General features: G+C 49.9%; 12 protein-coding genes. 2 read left to right on the top strand and 10 right to left on the bottom strand.

All coding sequences use genetic code 11. The features are described from left to right. Positions 1 to 170 precede the first annotated feature (170 nt). The 9 genes from LN737_RS20275 to LN737_RS20315 all read right to left on the bottom strand — a co-directional run bounded on the left by LN737_RS20275 (position 171) and on the right by LN737_RS20315 (position 14271). Positions 171 to 1247 (bottom strand): Gfo/Idh/MocA family protein, encoded by a 1077-nt coding sequence (locus LN737_RS20275; RefSeq protein WP_405511644.1) that lies wholly within the window; start codon positions 1245 to 1247, stop codon positions 171 to 173. Positions 1248 to 1415: 168 nt separating this feature from the next. Further along, positions 1416 to 3926, bottom strand: coding sequence for an L-rhamnose mutarotase (locus LN737_RS20280; protein ID WP_405511645.1), 2511 nt, complete (start codon positions 3924 to 3926; stop codon positions 1416 to 1418). Between the two features lie 137 nt (positions 3927 to 4063). Beyond that, positions 4064 to 5053: a hypothetical protein gene (locus LN737_RS20285; RefSeq protein WP_405511646.1), complete on the bottom strand. Its 990-nt coding sequence runs from the start codon at positions 5051 to 5053 to the stop codon at positions 4064 to 4066. Further along, complete coding sequence (locus tag LN737_RS20290; protein WP_405511647.1) at positions 5038 to 6840, bottom strand: glycoside hydrolase family 2 protein; 1803 nt, start codon at positions 6838 to 6840, stop codon at positions 5038 to 5040. Before LN737_RS20290 ends, LN737_RS20285 begins: the two co-directional genes overlap by 16 nt. 213 nt (positions 6841 to 7053) lie before the next feature. Further along, a complete protein-coding gene (locus LN737_RS20295) occupies positions 7054 to 7485 on the bottom strand; it encodes a hypothetical protein (protein ID WP_405511648.1) in 432 nt (143 codons plus the stop codon). Then, the gene (locus LN737_RS20300) at positions 7410 to 7958 is read right to left on the bottom strand and encodes a hypothetical protein (protein ID WP_405511649.1); all 549 of its coding nucleotides are present in this window, start codon (positions 7956 to 7958) and stop codon (positions 7410 to 7412) included. Before LN737_RS20300 ends, LN737_RS20295 begins: the two co-directional genes overlap by 76 nt. Beyond that, positions 7955 to 9367, bottom strand: a complete 1413-nt coding sequence (locus tag LN737_RS20305; protein ID WP_405511650.1) for a glycoside hydrolase family 140 protein — start codon at positions 9365 to 9367, stop codon at positions 7955 to 7957. Before LN737_RS20305 ends, LN737_RS20300 begins: the two co-directional genes overlap by 4 nt. A 209-nt stretch (positions 9368 to 9576) precedes the next feature. Further along, positions 9577 to 10992 carry a RagB/SusD family nutrient uptake outer membrane protein gene (locus LN737_RS20310; RefSeq protein ID WP_405511651.1) on the bottom strand — a complete coding sequence of 472 codons (1416 nt, stop codon included), beginning with the start codon at positions 10990 to 10992 and terminating at the stop codon, positions 9577 to 9579. 105 nt (positions 10993 to 11097) lie between these two features. Further along, a complete protein-coding gene (locus LN737_RS20315) occupies positions 11098 to 14271 on the bottom strand; it encodes a TonB-dependent receptor (protein ID WP_405511652.1) in 3174 nt (1057 codons plus the stop codon). Positions 14272 to 14433: 162 nt separating this feature from the next. On the opposite strand from LN737_RS20315, the gene LN737_RS20320 reads away from it, so the two are divergent. Together LN737_RS20320 and LN737_RS20325 are read left to right on the top strand one after the other, a co-directional pair. Then, complete coding sequence (locus LN737_RS20320) at positions 14434 to 16047, top strand: DUF5060 domain-containing protein (protein ID WP_405511653.1); 1614 nt, start codon at positions 14434 to 14436, stop codon at positions 16045 to 16047. 320 nt (positions 16048 to 16367) lie between these two features. Further along, positions 16368 to 17132 (top strand): DeoR/GlpR family DNA-binding transcription regulator, encoded by a 765-nt coding sequence (locus tag LN737_RS20325; protein WP_405520473.1) that lies wholly within the window; start codon positions 16368 to 16370, stop codon positions 17130 to 17132. Between the two features lie 85 nt (positions 17133 to 17217). Here LN737_RS20325 and LN737_RS20330 read toward each other — a convergent pair whose 3' ends face one another. After that, positions 17218 to 19983 (bottom strand): hypothetical protein, encoded by a 2766-nt coding sequence (locus LN737_RS20330; RefSeq protein WP_405511654.1) that lies wholly within the window; start codon positions 19981 to 19983, stop codon positions 17218 to 17220. Positions 19984 to 20230 lie beyond the last annotated feature (247 nt).

Raw genomic sequence — 20230 nt, forward strand, 5'->3', positions numbered from 1 at the left:
ATGCCGTAGTCCAGTGGGGTTAAGCGGTCGGTGATGTTATGCATGATTCACTACGTGTATGACTTTCAGTGGAGTCAGGTTCTCAAACCTGACGCGAGCGGTTTCTTAAAACCGCATGGTATTCAGACGGTTTTGAGAAACCGCCCAATGTCGGGTTGAAGAACCCGACATCACAGCCCGTGCTCGCTCAGTACGTTCTGGACTTTCACCGGCTGGCCGGTTTGCAGAGATTTGTCCATGGCCTGAAGCAGGGCTACCGTACCAATACCTTCCCGAATATCTGGGTAAGCCGTTTTGCCGTTCTGTAGGCACGTAGCGAAATAGTCGAGGTAGTTCTGGTATTCACCCGCATGATGGCTCTTGCCTTCAAACCGGAAGTAATGTTTCAGTTTGTGCTCCCAGGTCTGAACGATTTCTTCACCCGTATTGGTGGTGATGGCGTAGCGCAAATCCATATAATCAGCCTGACTACAGCCTTCGGTCCCCCGCAGAATACAACTCATTTCGGAGTCCCGCACAACGGGTTGAACGGGGCCGGTGTAAGCTCCACTTACGCGGGCGATACGTCCGTCGGTAGCTTTGAAAATGAAATGCATGGTATCGGCGTTTTTCAGGCCACCTTTCCGGCCGTTTGAACTTAACATACCGTATCCCATCACTTCGTCAATATTGGGCAGATACCACCGAATAAAATCGACGGGATGGCTCAATCCCCCATACAACCATTTGAATGCGTTTTCCAGCGACCAGCCTTTGGCCAGAAACCAGCGATGGTCAGCATGGTAGTAGCCCTCGATGGTGATCAGTTCACCGATCAGACCCGCTTCAAAGTCGGTACGTTGCTTTTTCATCGGCTCGAAAAAGCGGGAACTTTGCCCGACAAACACCTTTTTGCCGGTTTGCTCACTGATGTCGATGAGTTCTTTCGCCTTCGACAGATCATCGATAAACGGCTTGGTACAAACGACGTGTTTGCCATGCAGCATGGCCAGTTTCGTATGCTCAGCATGATATTTGTCAGGTGTGTAGATCGCAATGACGTCTATTGTCGGATCGTCGAGCAAATCCTGATAATGGGTCGTATAATACGGAAAGTCAAATTCCTTCGCCCGTTGCTGACACAGTTCCAGTTTCTGATCGCAGACTTTAACTAACTCATAATTCGGGCTCGACAAAGCCGCCGACATGGTGCTCCGGCCTTCTCCTAATCCTAAAATCCCTAATCGTAACATAGTTTTGTTTGTCATTCTTTTTCTAGTGGAGTCAGGTTCTCAAACCCGACGCGAGCGGTTTCTCAAAACCGTTTGAAATAGTGCACGAGGTTTTGAGAAACCACGCTATGTCGGGTTTGAGAACCCGACATCACTCACAATGGTTATTGGTCATTTGTAATCGTCTATACCAATGCCTATTGCCTATTGACCCGGTTTGAATTCCACCCACACCTCCCCCGGCTTGGTACCCGGAATCCCTTCCTGATATTTTTTCATCTGCGCATTCCACTCGTCAACGCGGGGGTTGTTTTCAGTTGTTTTGGGGTTCAGTTTATCCAGACTTTCTCCCTTCGGGACGCTAATGACCAGCATCAGCTGCCGACCATTTCGGTAGAGAAGCAGTTGCTGGAACTGCGCGTTGCAAAACCCGTCCGACACTTCCGGCCATTTTTCAAACTGTGTTGCGTGGTAGTCTAGGTATTCATTTTGCAGTTTAGTGTCAGCGACCAGATTGGCTGTCAGGATGGTATGCTTCCACTCCCCAGCGACGGGCCGAGTGGAGCAACGATTCCGGTTGAATTCGTAGAATAGGTCGTAGTAGGTTTTGACATTAGCGGTCGGAAACGCTGATTTCAAGCGTTCACTCAGTACGAATACGTCCTGCACTTTATCGAAAATGACGTAATGATTTTGCCACTGATACAGCGCTTCCGGACGAACCTTATTTCGCACCATCACTTTCGTTAGTTGCTCAGGATTAATCCTCTGTCCTTCCGGTGCCGTCAGCTCAACAATGACTGGATTTTCTTTATTGATACGCCATTTCGAGTCAGCGGACGCTTTTTCGTGAAGCAAATAATGGTACGCCGGTTGTAATCCCGCTTTCGTTTTGATGCTGTCGCCAACCAAAGGACCGTTACGTTCCCATATGTTATTCGGCCCGTTAGCGTTTTGCAGGTATTTTTCCGAGGGCGTCCAGTTGTCTTTTATCGTAAAATAAGACGAACCTTCGTCTGTATAGAGGTAAAACCAGTGCGCGGGCAGGTGTGCGTAAGGCGCTTTATACACGCTATCAATCACGTTTTCGGTGATGACCGAGCCCGGTTGTGCCGATAGTGTGTAAATGGCTGCTGCGTCATACATGTGTTTGGCAAAGTGATGAATCCGGTTTGCCTCAATCCGGTTGTTCCGCATGGCGTTGATGGTCCGTGTCCAGCCCCAGCCCAGGCTGATGCCACTATAACCCACTTCATTGATGTCGTTATGAGCTATGGTAATACCCCGAACGTAGCCAGCGCCGATGCCCACACAGCCCCAGTCTTCATTCGTTACGTTAGTAATGAGGTTGTTGCTGATGGTCAGGTTACTGCACACGTCCCGCTCGTCGGTCGGGTTATAAGGCAGGTGAATTTCTGTAGCTTCATCAGCGAAAACACCCGCCATAATACCCGTCCCGCCAATGTCTTTGAACAGGTTTCCCCGAATCATGTTATCCTGTACGCCTTTATGGTAATCCAGCCCCGTAGCGGCCATATGCTCAAACCGGCAGTTTTCAAACCCCGTACAGTTGGCGAAATTCACTTCCACAGCCGCAGCCGGTCGGCCGACCCAGGCCTGATTTTCGAGTGACTTTTTATCGGGTGTGCCGGGTATTTTCAGTTTATACGCATCGAGCATGAACAAACCGGCCTGATGTGGTACGTGTCCCTGCTGGGATGGCCGCAGCCAGCCCGTATGCTGAAACGAAATGCCCCTGAACAGTACGTTCGACACTGGATGATCAATCGTTCCGGCGATACGTACCAGGGTTTCAAGCGCAGGGGCAATGACCTGTACAGTGGTAAGGCTTTCGTTCGGACGCGGGATGTAATAGATTTTTGCGGCTTTGGTATCCAGAAACCATTCGCCGGGCTGGTTCAGAAACTGAATGGCATTGGTCAGATAGAAGGCTGAATTACCCGTTTCTTTCGAAATCCAGGGCGCAGGCCACGGATGCTCCGACTGAATCCGGCTTTCAGGCTGATGAAACCAAAGCTTTGCGCTATCACCCTGTACGTCAATCCGTTTTATGCGCAGATTTGCAATCGCCCACCACTGATGAATCAGCATTTCCAGGCCAGCCGCTTTCGACAGATCACCGAATTTAGGCGTGGGAATCCAGCAGGTTTGTTCCTGTTTGTTCCACGACAGAATCCGGTTCATCAGTGGGTACGATGTGTCTTTGGCACGTATTGCTTTTTCGCCATTGACCCACAACTGCCGAAATTCCAGTGAACGACCACCTACGTTTGGCGCATCGGCCACCCAAACCTTACGTATTGCTTCTTTTGGCAACCCCGGTACAGTCCCTTTCAGCTTTTGCCAGTTTTTGATAAATACGCCACCGCTCAGTATGGGTTTTTCGTTCGGAGCGGCTTCAATAATGGTCGGACTAGCGGATGTACCGGAATCTTCCGGCCGGATAAAAACTGGTTCGCTTAACGCGTACGAGCCATTTTTCAGATAGATATATGCACCTTTAGCGATGCTCGGGTCGTTCAGCCGACGCAGTTCCCGAACCTTTCGAAGCGCCAGTTGTAAACTCGCCAGCGGCTTTTCTTTCGTTCCCAAATGCGCATCCGACCCATCCGGCGATACCCATATTTCGCCCTGCGCGTAGAGGAGCGAGGGAAAGATGGAAAAGATTACTAGTAGAGCCGACAGTCGTTGCATAATCTGTGGTATCGGTTTCTTATAACCGACATTGTGCGGCTTCTCAAAACCGCTTGTAAACGTATGTTATCCCGAACGGTTTTGAGAAACCGTTCGGGTCAGGTTTGAGAACCTGACCCCACTGTCGAAGTTCTGTTCTACCTTCCCGAAAAGTCAAAGTACAACGTCAGTTCTTTGGCGCGGGCGGGTTCTTTTTCGTAATCGTAAAATGCGTATTTCTGCCCCATCGGGCCAGTGGTTTCGTTACGTTGCGTTTTGGTGCCGATGCTGGGAATTCCCTGCATGAACGAGATATCGCCCGACGGAAACATGGGTTCGTAATTGTGCCACTGGTCGGTTTTCCAGGCGGGTGTGAAGAGCCGGAAAAACACGTCTTCGTTTTCAGTTGCGACGATAAACGGATTGTCGGCTTCGAACCGGCACCAGTACATATTGGCGTGATAGCCTTTAAACTCGGGATAAACCAGCGGCTGCTCACCCGTTTCAGTATTGTTGTAGGCTTTGCTCCAGACGCCCAGCGTACCGCCCTTCATCCGGTTTTTCCAGACGCGGTACGGACCTTTTCCCATCCACTTGACGGCCTTCATTTTCGCTTCTGGAAACGAGAAATTAACCCCGTTCATGAAGGTGAAATAGGCATTGGGAAAATACCGAACCTTCATTTTCACCCAGCCCGACGGATAAATCGTCCACTGTATCGTATTATAGGCCGCTTTGCGGTCGAAGGTCGATTCGATTATGATGTTTTTTCCCTCACTACGTTGGGTGAAGTTGCTGAAGTTATTGGCGGATTCCTGCAAAATCGGGCCATTCGTCAGCGCTACGTTCCCTTTTGCGTTCGAAACCTGACGTAGTAGGCCGTTTCGTTTGCTGATCGACAATTGAATGCCGTTGGCCGTTACGTTATAGAGCGAATCGGTTTCGCTAAGTGTTACGTTGCCCGCGCCTTCGGTTTTGACCATTGTGGCCGCAACCTTGTCAGGCAACGAAATGGGAAAACTCCAGGTAAACAGCTCGCGATTGAACGGGTCAGTGGCCGTGATGTACAATAAATCGTAGTCCGTCCAGTCGGCGGGAAGGTTGGCTTTCAGTGTTCCTTTTTCCAGTGGTTTCAGGGTTGGAGCCACAACCGCAAACGGTCGGCCCGCTCCGTATGCCCCCCTACTTTGACTAATTTTCCGGTAAAGGAACAGTGATTGGTATTGGTAAAATGGTAGCGGTTTTCAATCGAAAACGTACCGTCGAAGGTTGGGGTGATTTCCCTACGTTCGAGCCGGATGGGCGACCAGACTTCTTTGACGGTGAAAAAACTACCTTCCTTCTCGCGGTACGGCCCCACAATGCCATCGGCCCCACGATTGCCGTCTGTGTCCAATGGCCCTTTGCCGCCATTTCGGTCGGTACGGACAACACCCTGATCGGCAAAATCCCAAAGGAAACCACCAGCCGCCAGCGGTTCATGCCACATCGCTTCCCAATAATCTTCCAGACCAGCTCCGTGACCGCCATCGTATAAGCCGTGCAGGAACTCCGTTGGTAAGGTGATAGAGTGACCGAGGTTGTAGCTGCCAATGCCATAGTTGTATTCGCGGTAGTGCTGTGTGTCGAAGCCGTTGAAATCCTCCCAGGCATGAAGTACGTGCCGTTTCTGGATATCTTCCTTGGCAAAAAGCGCGTCAAGTTCACGGTTGTGGCCACCTTCGTTACCGTTGATCCAAAGAATGACTGATGGGTGATTTACATCGTGCGTGATGAGTTCGTGGAGGAGTTTGGTGCCGGTTGGCGTATCATAGTGCCCATGCCAGCCTGCTAGTTCATCGAACACAAACAGTCCCAACGAATCGCAAACGTCCAGAAAATGATCATCGGGCGGATAGTGCGACATCCGGACCGCGTTCATGTTCATGTTCTTCATCAGGTTCACGTCCAGCACACTCACTCCCTTATTCAGCGCCCGCCCTGATGTCGGCCAGAACGAGTGTCGATTCACGCCTTTAAGTTTGATTTTTGTGCCATTGACGTAAATGCCATCCCGCTGACGAATCTCAACGGTTCGGAACCCAAACGGTTGCGTGACGATATGAACGGGTTTTCCAGCCTGCAATAACCGAATCTCTACTTTGTAACGATTCGGTGTTTCAGAGGTCCACAGTAGCGGATTGGGTATGGTTTTGACTAACGTAACATTCGAATTTCCCGAGCCGACTTTGGTGGTAAATGGCGTACCCACTTTTTGACCAGAGGTCGTAAAAATCTGGGCTGCTACGTCGGTAGCTTTCCCATTCGTGTTGAGCTGAAGCCGCGCCGTGACCGTACCGTTGGCTTTGGCGTCGATGGCTACGTGCCCGATGTGTTCGGATGGTAGAATTTCCAGATAAACGGGCCGGAAAATGCCGCCAAAAATCCAGAAGTCCCCTTTGCGTTCAGCTTCGTTGACGGATTGGTTGGCGGAATGTTTTGAGACTGTGGCTTCTAGCAGATTACTGGCTCCATAATTCAGCCCATTCGTTACATCGTATTTGAAGGCGTAATACGAACCCTGATGAATCGGTCCAACTGATTTGCCATTGAGTTTCACCTCAGCATCGGTCATTACGCCTTCAAATACCAGATTCACACGCTTGCCTTTCCATGCTGCAGGCGCTTGAAATTCGTATTTGTATAGTCCCTGTTCCTTGCCTTTTGCCGAGTCTTTGGCAAAGCCGTAATTGTATTTCCCAAACCCCTGCAGCTCCCAGTTCGACGGTACGGGAATGGTGGTCCACTTGCCCGAATTCTGCCCGCCAGTACAGTAGAATTGCCAGTTAACAGTCTGGTCATTTCCCGTTCCCGACAGGTAGCGCCGTTCCGTCTGCTGCGCGGTGGCTAGCTGAGCAAGGGCGAGCAGGAAGAGGGTTAAACGATAGTACTTCATTGTATTGATAATGTTAGCTTCGCGTATCAATCCGCCCGATCGACCGTTACAGCCAGTGTGTGGTGTCGGGTTCTCAAACCCGACACCACGTTTGAGTGGTCACGTTAGAGTGGTTTTGTCATTCCGACGCAGAAGGAATCTTAAATTGCCTTAACCAACTATTGAGGATACATTGAGATTCCTCCTGCGTCGGAATGACAAAAAATGGTTCTATCAGTTCTTCAACAACCCTTTCAAAACCTTCTTCTTCACCTTAAAAATTGTACCATGCTTATGACCTTCCGGTACCGAGATTTGACCAGCGGCATCCGTAAACGTTTTAAAATCGCGCGTTCTGACAGCATTGTAGGATTTAGCCTGATACGAGTCGAAATAGATCAGCCAGTCGTCACCCACTTTGGCAACCGAAGGGCCTTCCGTAAATTTCTTTGTAAACGGGCCTGATACGTTCGTGTAAGGGCCTGTCGCCTTCGAACCAAACGCGACTTTGATGTTCCGTTCCGGCCGGGTGTTGTCTTTCAGCACCAGTACGTAATCAGCGGGTTTACGCTTAACAATCACCGCATCGATCACGCTGAATTTTGGGTCCAGAAAGAGCTTCGTGGGGGCAAACGTCTGAAAATCTTTCGTAGTGGCGTAATACATGCGGTGGTTGTTTTTTTCCTCCTCCTCTCCCCGCTCAAACCGGCCGGGGATGGTAGATGCCCAGATAATGATAAACTGATCGGCTTCGTCGTCATAAAACAGCTCGGGGCCCAGACATTCACGGCTGTTGGCTCGTGTTCCATAACCGGAATAAATCGCTCCGGCGACCAGTGAATCAGGTCTTTCGAGCTGGCATAACCAAACCCTTTATCGTCGCGCCAGCTGCTCGTCCAGACCAGATGAAACGTACCATCTTTACCCTGCGCAATCGATGGGTCGCGCATGACTTTCTGGTTGCCAATTTCGGGTTTCAAAAACGTACGGTTCAGATCGGTCCATGTATAGCCGTCGTAACTATACAGAAAGCGAAGCCCTTCATTCGCCGGTTCATGAAACGAGCTGAACATATAGACATCCTTCGAGCATGAGGTGAGGCTTACAACAAGCCCAAGCAGGATAATTAATCGTTTCATTTCTTCTGAATGACTAATACCCAGTCGTTGCCGTTTTTGGGTTCGGCGGGCGGGTCAAACTCCTGAATACCCGTGTTCGCTACGTCGCCAATGGCGGTCGTTTTGCCATCGCGTGGGCTGAACCACGATGCCGTCACTTTGTCAACCGAAATCTTGCCCATATTCAGCCGGATGTTCCGCCCTGTATATGTATAGACCAGCGCGTAATCCGGCCCGCGACTGGCTACCAGATAATCATACCGTTCGCCCTGATTGGCAATGAGCGACTGATCGGGAACACGGTCGAAAAACGAATGAGCCAGCATTAGATTTTTCAGGTGAATAATCTGACTGGCTCCTGGCGCATCGATGGCTTTATCCCAGGTATCAATTGGCCCGAACGACGTTTTTTTATCGGATTTCCGGTACATCTGCATGACCGAGTTGTGGCCGTACGTGTACCCAAACGCGCCCGCCAGTACCGACCAGTAACCGTACCGGCGCACGTCGTCGGCTGTCCAGCGTGGATCGTCCGGGTTATGAAGGCCATGCGGAATCTGCTCATACGACGGTTCTCCATCGATTACGGGGCGGGTCGGTTTCAGGGCCAGGTCGGCCTGGATATACCGCCAGTTATCTTCGCCATAATGCCATCTGTCTTTGGCCGACGTATCCTGCGCGTACGACTTATGCCCCGACTGTACCATATTGAAATCCAGCCAGGGCTCGCTATGAAACCACTCCGACGAGGACGACCGACCGCGCGGGTGGAACGTAATCAGGTGCGTCGTATCGATTTGGTTGATCGTCCGGCCAATGGTTTTCCAGACTTCCAGCGAATCACTGCCTTTGATGTCGCCCCCATCCAGCCAGATGATGTTTGGGCGGTTTCTGTAACGGTTGGCCAGGAATTCGGCGTAGGCTTTTGCCCGTTGCTGATCGACGAGCTTACTTTTTACGTTGTTACCCCAAAGCGGTACTAGTGCCATGTAAATGCCTTTTTCGGCGGCCTTGTCGACCACAAAATCAACATGATCCCAGAAATCATACTGCATTGAATCACTGTATGATGAGCCGTCGGTTAGTAGAGGGGTCGCAATGTTTTTGCCGATGAGCGCGGAGTCGCCATAGATATTGGCGGCTGCCAGCGTGTGCAGCACCATGACCTGCACGACGTTAAAGCCTTTTTGCTTCCGGTTTTCGAGATATTGTTCAGTTTCTTCGCGGGTCAGGCGGTTGAAAAGCAGCCAGCCCGTATCCCCCAGCCAGAAAAAAGGTTTGTTATCCCCAACGGCCAGAAATCGCCCGTTTTCGGATATCGTGAGCTGATTTGAGTTAGTTTCAGTAGCCTTTTTTTCAGTAGTACAGGCAAGAACACTTACCAATAAGAAACCGGCAAATAGTGTGCTTTTGAACGATGGGTTTAGCATTTACAAAGAATGCGTTTTTTTGGGCTGGGACTTTGTATGATTTTTTCGGCCGATTGTATGATTTTATCAATCAAGTATTTTTATGCAATGCTCCATTAGTACTGGCCATTCGGATAAGTTTTCAGCCTAATTACCCCTAAATCCCCTGAAAGGGGCTTTGTCCAAAAGCGAGCAAAGTCTCCTTCAGGGGATTTAGGGGTGACCGATCATTAATATCCCGGATTCTGGGTGATCGCTCCGTTTTGGGTCCGAACAATCTGGGGAATGGGCCACAGCAATTTATTCTGGCTGATTGCCTTGCCTTTAGCAGTTAGTACCGGAATGGCCCGGTTTGTCCGTTTCAGATCGAACCAGCGATTGAACTCAATGGCTAATTCCATACGGCGCTCGTGTTCGATAGCCAGGTCGAGCGTTGGGTATTTGTCTGATGGATACGTAGCATCGCCAAATTTGGGAAGTTTCGCCCGTGTCCGCACCAGATTGAGGTACGTAGCGTCGCCGGTTGCTTCCGAAAGCAGTAGCAACGCATCGGCATAACGTAGTATCATAAAGTTATTGTTAGCCAGTGGGTTACCACCTACCTGGACGGCTTTTGTATCGGTCCATTTGACCGGGTATTTCTGATTAATGAATGTACCGGAATTGTTATAACCCAACGCTATCGATACATCCCGACGTGTATCCCCAGACTCATATTCATTATACAGATCGTCGGTAACCTGATTCATGCCACCTCCGTAAAAACCCAGAAAGTTGTTGTTCGGGTAAAACGTCTGGTAATAACGGCTATAGGGCGCTGATGCATTTCCGCCCAGATACTGAATCTCGAAGATAGACTCTTTCGTATTCTTTACGCTTGGGCCCCACAAGTCGGAATAATTCGGTAGCAACGAATACTGATTGCTGTTGTATACCTCCTTAAGCACGTTGGCAGCCGACGTTTTATCGCCAAGGGTCAGGTATACTTTTCCCAGAAGCGTTTGTGCAGCGCCCTTCGATGCGCGTCCGGGCAGCGTAATTGCCGAGGCAAGGGGTAGCTTTTCAGCCGCATATACAAGGTCTTTTTTGATCTGATCGTAAACGGCACTGGCTGGTGAACGTAGCACGGCATAGCTCTCCTCTCCCGTAAGCGGGGTTGTCACGATGGGCAGATCGCCCCAGAGCTGAACCATGTTAAAATAGTATAATCCACGTAGAAACATCATTTGCGCTTTAACCCCTTCCTTATAGGTCGTGCTCAGGTTTGCTCCTTCGATACGGTCCAATACGATGTTGGCATTGAAGATGGCTTTGTAGCAATCCTGCCAGAACTGGTACACCATCGTGTTGGCCGTAGCCAGACTATAATCTTTAAACTGCCATTTATCCGACTGAATGCCCGAAATGTTGAACATAATGGCGTTATCGCTCATCTGCTCGTTGGCGTACGAAACTGGCCCTTCCGGATGATAAACCGTATAAAGCGATGCATACGCGCCATTTACGGCCAGTTCAAAATCATCGGCTGTTTTGAAGTTGTCCGCCGTTGCGTTCGAAAGTGGTTTCAGATCGAGGAATGATTCTTTGCAACTGCTGGCCAGCAGCCCGATGCAGAGCAAGGTTATAATTGGTTTTATAGCTTTCATGATTGTTAATATCTAACTGATTGAACTTACCCCCAACCCCCTGAAGGGGGCTTTACTCGCCTGGAATTGAGCCCCCTTCAGGGGGTTGGGGGTATATTTATCTTTCTACAAGTCAACTTTCAGGCCGACCGTAACGACGCGGGGAATGGGATACGAACCATAGTCGACACCAATGAAGGCCCCATTGGGTGCATTGCCCGAAGCGTTCAGCCCGTTGCCCCCGCTGGAGTAGTTGCTGGCTCCGTAGGTTGTGTTTTCTGGGTCGTAGTTGGTGTATTTGCTCCACAGATAGACGTTGTCGGCATTCACATACACGCGGGCCGCCCGGAACGGGGTTTTGCTTGTCACAGAGGTGGGCAGGGTATACGAAAGGCGGATGTTTTTCAAACGCGTGAACGAAGCATCTTCAACCCAAAGGCTGTGAAACTGATCCTGCAAACCCGTCAGGCCGAGCGTTGCCCGGAAATGCTTCCCGTCGCCGGGGTCTGCTTCTGAACGCCACCGATTATCGACACTGGCAAACATGTTGCGGCCGTTGTTCCAGAAACCCAGGTACCGGAAGTTCTGATTGACAATTTCGCCCCCATACGTTCCCTGAAACAGGAACGAGAAATCAAATCCTTTAAACGATATCGTGTTGGTGATACCTGCTGTAAAGTCGGGCTGAAAATTTCCGAGCGTCGTGCGGTCGTCGGGGGTAATCTTTCCATCACCGTTCACATCCCGGATAATCGGGTCGCCGGGTTTAGTGGTGCTGTAATGCGGAGCGGCATCGACGGCCGCCTGATTTTTAAACACACCATCCACGACGTAGCCGTAGAAGTTCGAAATCGGCTGTCCCACTTCGGTTTTAACTGCTACTACGTAGTCCGTGTAAATAATCGGTGCATTGCCCGGACCAAGCTGGAGCACTTTGTTGCGGTTGACGCTGAAATTCAGGTCCGTCGTCCAGACGACTTTGCCGGTGGTATTTTTCGTGTTCAGATTCAGTTCAACACCCCGGTTCTGCATCCGGCCAATGTTGGTCAGCTGCGATGAGAAGCCCGAAATATCAGGCACCGGTACGTTCAGCAGCATATCGCGGGTAACCGAGTTATAAAATTCAGCCGATAAGCCAATTCGGTCGTTTAACAACCGCAAATCGACACCAATGTTGAACTGGCCCGTCCGTTCCCATTTCAGATTCGGATTCGCAATGTTAGCAATGGTTAGCCCCGATGCCAGTGCCGAACCGGATACGTAGTTTGTTGACCCGAGCAAGCTGACAGCGCCATAGTTTGGAATCTGGTTGTTCCCCGCGATCCCGTAGCTGGCCCGTAATTTCAGACTACTGATCAGCTTAATATTTTTCATAAAGTTCTCGTCCGAAATCAGCCAACCCCCCGAAACGGATGGGAAATACCCCCAGCGGGTATCGGTACCAAACCGTGAGCTGCCATCCCGTCGGATCGCGCCCGTCAGGAAGTATTTGTTCTGGAAATTGTACTGCGCCCGCGCCAGATACGAAATCATAGCCCATTCGGAAGCCGTGCTGGAACCACTCGTCACGACGCCCGCATTGAGCGTTTCAACCAGATCATTCGGGAAGCTCCCCGACGTAACGGTCGCAAACTCGTCGCGCTGCTTCTGAACAGAGTATCCGGCCAGTACGTTGAGGCTGTGGTCGCCAAACTGCTTATCATACGTCAGCGTATTTTCCGACAGCCAGTTCAGCATGTACGAGGTCTGAACGTTTCCTTCGGCGGGCAACAGACCCGAATAGCCATAACCCTGGTTTTTAACCCGGTACGAGTTCAGCCGCGTATTGAAGAGGTTGCCACTGATGCTTGTCCGAAATTTCAGATCATCGGTGATGTAATACTCGGCAAAGGCGGTAGCGAGCGTATTGAACGACTTGTTCTGCTTGTGATAAAAACGCGTCAGCGAGTACGGATGCCAGAGATTCAGGTCGTTATAGGCGACGTATTTACTCCAGACCGAGTTCGGATCGCGGTAGCCCAGATTGCCATTTTCATTGTAAACCGGAAAAATCGGATCGCTCTGAATGGCCAGACTCACTACGTCACTTTTTCCCTGTGTCCCTTCGGTACGGTCAAAAATCGTTGTCGCGCCAAGGTTCAGGCCAATCGAAAACTTATCTGATACCTTGTGTTTGATGTTGGTACGTAAGGCCAATCGTTTGTAATAGTTTTCATCCAATACGGCCTGTTGGTCCAGGTAGGCCAGCGAGAATAAAAACTGCGTTTTTTCGGAGCCGCCCGACACCGAAAGCTGCGCATTATGCGAAGGAGCTACCCGAAACATCACATCCTGCCAGTCGGTACCATTGCCAAACTGTTGCGGGTTATTGATAAAATCTTCGGGAATGCGGTACGTAGACGGGCGAACGCTGTTGGGATCAGAGGCTTTGTTGACCGTCGGGTTCAGGTCAACCCAGGCGTTGTTGTGTGCATCGACATAATAGCCAATCCATTGCTGGGCGTTCATCATAGGCACTTTGCGCCATACCGACTGGATACCATACTCATAGCCCGCGCTGATGTTGGTTTTGCCGGGTTTACCCAGCTTGGTAGTCACCAGAACAACTCCGTTGGCGCCCCGCGACCCGTAAATAGCGGCAGAGGAAGCATCTTTCAGTACGTCCACCGATTCGATATCCTGTGGGTTGATCAGGTTCAGGTTGAAGTTTTCGAGCGGTACGCCATCCACCACAAACAGCGGATTCGTACCGGCCGTAATGGAGCTTACGCCCCGAATCCGGATAATGGGCGAAACACCCGGCGCCCCCTGCGACTGGGTGATGTTTACCCCTGCAATTTTACCCGCAAGCGACTGCGTTACGTTGCTGAACGACCGATCTTTAAACTCGTTGAACCCGACCGATGCGACCGCCCCCGTAATGGCCCGCTTGCTTTGCGTGCCATACCCCACGACCACCACTTCATTGAGCGTTTTGTTCGACGGAAGCATCGATACATCAATTGCCGACCGATTGTTGACCGGGATTTCCTGGGTTTCGTAACTGATCGAACTAATAACCAGTACCGAACTGCCAGCCGCAGCAATCGAGAAGGCACCGTCCTGATTCGAGATGGTCCCGTTCTTTGTTGATTTCACCAGAACAGATGCGCCAGGCAGCGGTTTGCCCGTTTCATCCGTAATTTTCCCCGTAATGGTGATCGGCTGATTTTGCCCCACAACCTGAGCAAAAGAAAAACAAAACAAAACAAACATCAGGCCATATCGACCCGATCGTCGGAAGGTTAGATTTGGGTTCATAGTTATTGAGGTATCAGTAAAATAGACAATCAAATCATTTTAAATTGCCAAAAAACTGATACGAATGTATAGGACGGTATAGGCCGAACTTTCCTATACTTACCCATAAAATATTTCGTTTTCTTTCTTTTATTTTGCTTTTCCAATAAAAACCTTTGGATTATGTACAGACAGGCTCGACATAGACTTTTTCTTTTTCTTCTATTTTGTATAACCCAGCAAATTCTGGCTCAGTCAACGGGTGAGACCGGAAAATCAGTGGAGAAGTGGGGGCTGTATGAAGTGGCCTTAACCGGGCCATCAACAGGTAATCCATTCACCGACGTACAGTTGACCGCTGAATTTTCATCGGCTGGAAAGACCATCAAGGTCACCGGTTTTTACGATGGCGATGGCATTTATAAAGTACGTTTCATGCCGAGTGAGATTGGCAAATGGACGTATCGAACCGCCAGCAACGCAAAGCAGCTGGCCGGAAAAACGGGCGGATTTACCTGTGTCGCCCCATCTGCCGAAAATCATGGCCCCGTAAAAGTCTGGAATACCTATAATTTCCAGTACGCCAACGGCAAACCGTATTATCCCTTTGGCACTACAGCCTATGCCTGGACGCATCAGGCCGAAGCCTTGCAGGAACAAACCCTGGCGACGCTGAAGAATGCGCCTTTCAATAAGATACGAATGTGTGTATTTCCGAAAACGTACAGCTACGTAGAGGACGAACCGACGCGGTATGCCTACGTCGAGAAAAGCCGAAGCAAAGAGCCGAATGGAAAAATCAAACACGAGTGGGACTTTACGCGCTTTGATCCGGTTTTTTTCCGGCACCTGGAAAAGCGCATTGCCGATCTGGCGAAACTGAACATTGAAGCCGATCTGATCATTTTCCACCCGTACGACAAAGGCCGCTGGGGCTTCGATAACATGGGCCTGAAAAACGACCTTTTTTATATCAATTACCTGGTAGCCAGACTGTCAGCCTACCCGAATGTGTGGTGGTCGATGGCGAATGAATTCGATTACATAAAAACCAAACCCCGCGATGCCTGGGATACGTACAGCAAAGCCGTAGTAGAGGCTGACCCGTATCATCACCTCTGTTCCATTCACAACGGTTCCGACTATTACGACAACTGGAAACCTTATTTTACGCATGTCAGCATTCAGAACGGCTCGACCGTTGAAGATTTTGGCCGGGCTGTTTTGCTGCGCGATGCCTACCGTAAACCCATCGTGTACGACGAGGTTTGCTATGAAGGCAATTTGCCGCAACGCTGGGGCCGACTTAGTCCCGAAGAGATGACGGAAGCGTTCTGGCAGGGCGTTATTGCCGGTACCTACGTAACCCACGGCGAAACGTACCGGACACCCGGCGATACGATTTTTTGGGCCGAAGGCGGCAGATTTCATGGCCAGAGTCCGACGAGGATTGCTTTTTTACGGAAAATTCTGGAGGAGGAACCCGGCCCCGTTGAACTGGCTGACCCCTGGAAAGATCACCAGACCTGCCAGGCTGATAGCGCGCATTATCTGATCTATCTGGGGAAACAAATGCCCTCAGAATGGGTGTTTAGTCTGCCCAAAAAGGGTGCACCGGCAACAGGTTCGGTTTTTAAAGCTGAGCTGATCGATACCTGGAACATGACCATTACGCCCATTAACGAAACGTTTCAGTTGGGAAAAGAAAAGGATTATCGGGTGTATGATGACGCTTTCAGGAAAATTCGCCTACCTGCAAAACCCTACTTGGCGATCCGGCTAACACTGGTGAATTAACAGCCCTTTTGCCTGCCTTTTCCGCCCGGTAACCTAAATCTGCCACTTCATACCCACTGATTGAACGGCTGATGAAACCTTGCTTAATACCAATTAAGTACTCAAGTACAAATAGTTTAGAGTATGCTACAAGAACTTTTTTGTCATGCTGACCGGAGCGTCATTTTGACAATCCACATCGTTGAGCAAAGCGCTTATACGCCCCAACTGGAAGAATCACCTTATTTAATCAGGTGTTACTGAATTGGCTTGCGTAACATTGCAGACGGAAAGAATTCTTTTCTTTACTTTTGACTGTTTTCGAAATGAAAGAAATAAGTATGCTGCCGAACCAACGCCGGGAAAAAATACTCGAATTATTAAAAGAGGATGGCTCTGCAAAAGTCATCGATCTGGCCCGAATCTTTAAAGTGACGGAAGTGACCATTCGCCAGGACCTGGAAAAGCTGGAAAAAGACGGACTGGTAACCAAAGAGCATGGCGGTGCATACCTCAAAAACGTAGAAGATCAGGTCCGCACTTTCTCACTGGGTAATCAGGAAAACATCGACAAGAAAGAGCTTATTGCTACGAAATGTCTGGAATTTATCGAAAGCGGGGATAGTATCATCCTGGATTCAGGATCGACAACGACTGAAATTGCAAAAAAACTGCGCGGTTATAAGAACCTAACAGTTATCACCAATGCCTTAAATATCGCCCTGATTCTGGGGGCTGAACCCGGTATCGAGGTCATCATGACGGGTGGAGAATTTAAACCCCCTACGCTTTCGCTGACCGGTCAGAAAGCCGCCGACTTTTTCAAGGGTATCAACGTGCAGAAGCTCTTTCTAGCCACGGCAGGCATCTCGTTAAAATCCGGGTTAACCTACCCGAGCATCAGCGATCTGGTTGTAAAAAAAGCGATGATCGACGCGGCCGACACGACCTATCTGGTCGCCGATTCAACCAAGATTGGTAAGAGTGCCTTCGCGAGTCTGGGCGCTTTGTCGCTGATTGATTACATCATAACCGACGCCAGCATTGAGGAAAAACACAAGCAGGTTTTTCACGACAACGAAATCGAATTGATTATAGCTACGTAAGGCTAAAAGGTTTCGACAGGATCTACAGGATTTCTACCGACTAGCTGTGATTCTATTTATCCTGTAAATCCTGTCGAAACGTAGTTCACTCAAAGAGCCAATCGATATTCTTCTTATTGCCCGCCAGGTCAGGCGCGACTCCGGCCGCATCAAAAATCGGAATTTCCTGATTGCCATCCATAAATCCGAGTAACAGGCAGGCCCCCTTACCCAAATTCAGCGTATGCTGACCAGGTCTGAAGGAATACGCATGTATATTGACCGGTGGAAATCCGTTTACCAGAACAGCGTTGGAGATTTTAATTTCCGACTGGCCGTAGTCGTTGGCACTGGCATCCGTTTCCAGTTCGGGCGCAGGCAGGTAGTTTGGATTCTTTTCGGTAAAAAATCCTACCAGCAGTTTTACCGGTTGAGTCGTCGTAAATGTCAGGCTGGTCCGTTCCGATTGCAGTTTTGCTTTCGCCAGTTTCAGCCCTTTCAACTGCTTCAGTTCCGGCGCTATTTCACGGATGGTAGCAGTTGTATCGACAAAAACAGACTGCCCTTTTTCGAGCGAATAGCTTTCCACCTGCGGACGTTGAAGGGTTACGGCAACCGGTTTCAGCACAATGGTCTGTTTGGCAGCCGTAGTCGGCGTCGATTTCAGCGAATCGATTACGTGTTTGAACCGGGTTAGCTCTTTCTGATAAACCGGCAACATTTCCTCCCACGTTTTGTAGGTCCCATCGACGCCCCGCATGGGAATTTTACGCTGTTTTGTCTGCATGCTGTTGGCATACAGGTACGTGTCTTTGGTCAGGTTCGTCAGCTCCGCAAAATGCTTTACGCTATTTTCGAGCAGCGGTACGGCTTTTTCCAGGTCGTGAACGTCGCTGGAATACTTGTAGCGTAGTACGGCAACGGCTGCACGGGCCTTCAGGGCGTAGAAATTGGCCAGTGCATTCTGACAGTACACATCATTTTTCAGGCGAGTAAATTCAGCCTTGTCTTTCGTTACGTCACCCGCTGCTTTGTCGATAGCGGCCACGGCTTTTTTGCCATGTTCAATTACTTCATCGGCTACCTGAACGGGGGTTTCGCCAATATGACCATTATGCTTCCAGTCTTTTTCGGCATAGTCGATAATCATCTCACCTTCAGGTGCTTCCGATTCATACATGAGCGTAAACAGTCCGTACCGGAACGGATTGATAAGCTGCGTCATCAACATACCCAGCGTAAGAGTCTGTCGATTGCCATCGGTAATGCCGTAGCGACGTAATAATTTTGGTTCGATCTCACCGGCCTGTTCGTAGGCCTCCAGTACGTCTTTTCCTTTTTCGATGGATAAACCATACTTATCGGCAAGCTGCGTGCCCCAGTACGTCACCTCATCAGGGCGGCTACGCTCCGACTTCCAGGCGTAACGACCCCATGTTTTGTACCAGACCCAGTCGCGGTCGAGCTGAAGCAGGCGCGGAGTGGTTTTGTCAGCCGTGTAGGGCCAATCCCAGTACGAAGCCTGCGGGTACAGGTGCAGCCCATTCGCCCCGTAAATACTGTGCATGGCCTGCACTGATTTCTGAATAAAGTCAGCTGAGCCGTAGCGAAAAGGCTCCAGATTCGCCAGAATATGCACATTTTCAATCTGCACCGTACCGATGTTGCTCAAGGTCCGGTGCAGTTCTGCCCACTTGCCGCGCGGGGTGTACGTCGTCAGGGCTTCCCCATTGAACTTTGCTTCAGTGTATAGGTTTTTGTACAAAGGCAATGCGGCTTTCATTACGCGGGGGGCATCGGTGTCATGCGCACGCAGGACCAGAGGAGGCTCCTCCGTTTTTCCCAACGCTTTCAGTCCATCTTTCACACCTGGAATGATGGTTTTGGTAAACCAGTCTACATCATCCTGACCCACCCCTTCCATCGCTTCACCCAGAGCAATGAGCAGCCCTACGTTGGGGTATTTCTGAACAAAAGCGGCAATCGATTTTTGAGTATAATCGGCAATCAGCGGTATAATGGGGCGGTTGCGATCCTGCGTTTTTATGTTGTGGTGTTCGGCAAAGGGTTTTGAAACGATAATATTGTAGAACATCTGAATTACCCAGATTCCTCGCTTATCGGCCTCCGTCGTCAGAAATCGAAAAATCTCCTCGTTCTTTTTGAACGTAGCGTCATCGACTTCAACCGCGTATGGATACTCCTTCAACCGAACCAGCGACGCAAACGGATGTCCATTCCACAAATACAGCGAGTTATAGCGGTTCTCGACCATCATATCCAGATACCGTATCCACAATGCCTTGTCATACAGCCACGGAAATGTTTCGGGGGTATAGGGGTACTCATACACATCCCGGCCGGGTAAGTACGTTGGTTTCTGAATGCCTACACACGTACCACGAAGTACCATTTCGGGCTTCTCATGCTGGTTGATCGTGTCGGGCAGTTTACCGGATGCTGTTACTTTATCCGCCAGTTCCAGACAGCCATACAGCACTCCGGACAGATCGACTCCGGCGATCAGAAATGGATTGCGGGCGTCTTTACGTATCGAAAAACTTTCCTTAGCCAGGTCTTTTTCAGGTGTATACCAATAGGCAGCAGCCAGCTTTTTGACAGTCTCATCTGACCATAACCCGATCACGATCTGTTGACTGCCTGTTACCGATTTCCCCTGCCCAATGGTGGCCTGATACCCTGCTTTGATTAAGGCCTGTTTCAGTCGCTCGGCCCCAAACGTAACGCGCGCGTGTGCCGATGCCGGTATCAGTAGGGTTACGGACCGGTTGTTCGGGTCCATTTTTTGCGCGACCGATGGCAATGAAAGAAAAAGGAAAATAAACGAAACAAGTATTACGTATCGGTTCATATGGTTTAGGATGCTTTTCGGTACTGTCAAGTTTTAGCAACCGACGTAGTGAGGTTTCTCGAACCCGTCTGGTTCGCTACTTTCGGCATTTAGAAACCTCACCAGCCGGGAGCTCGATGTACAAAACTTCCCGAATGAGATAAACCGTTCGGGAAGTTGACCATGATTGTGAAAACAAACAGTATTGAGACAAATCTACCTGATTAGGCAAAGGCTAGCCTCCACCATCTTCGCCGAAAATTATAGA

It is taken from the genome of Spirosoma sp. KNUC1025, from assembly GCF_045160025.1.
Lineage (GTDB): Bacteria > Bacteroidota > Bacteroidia > Cytophagales > Spirosomataceae > Spirosoma.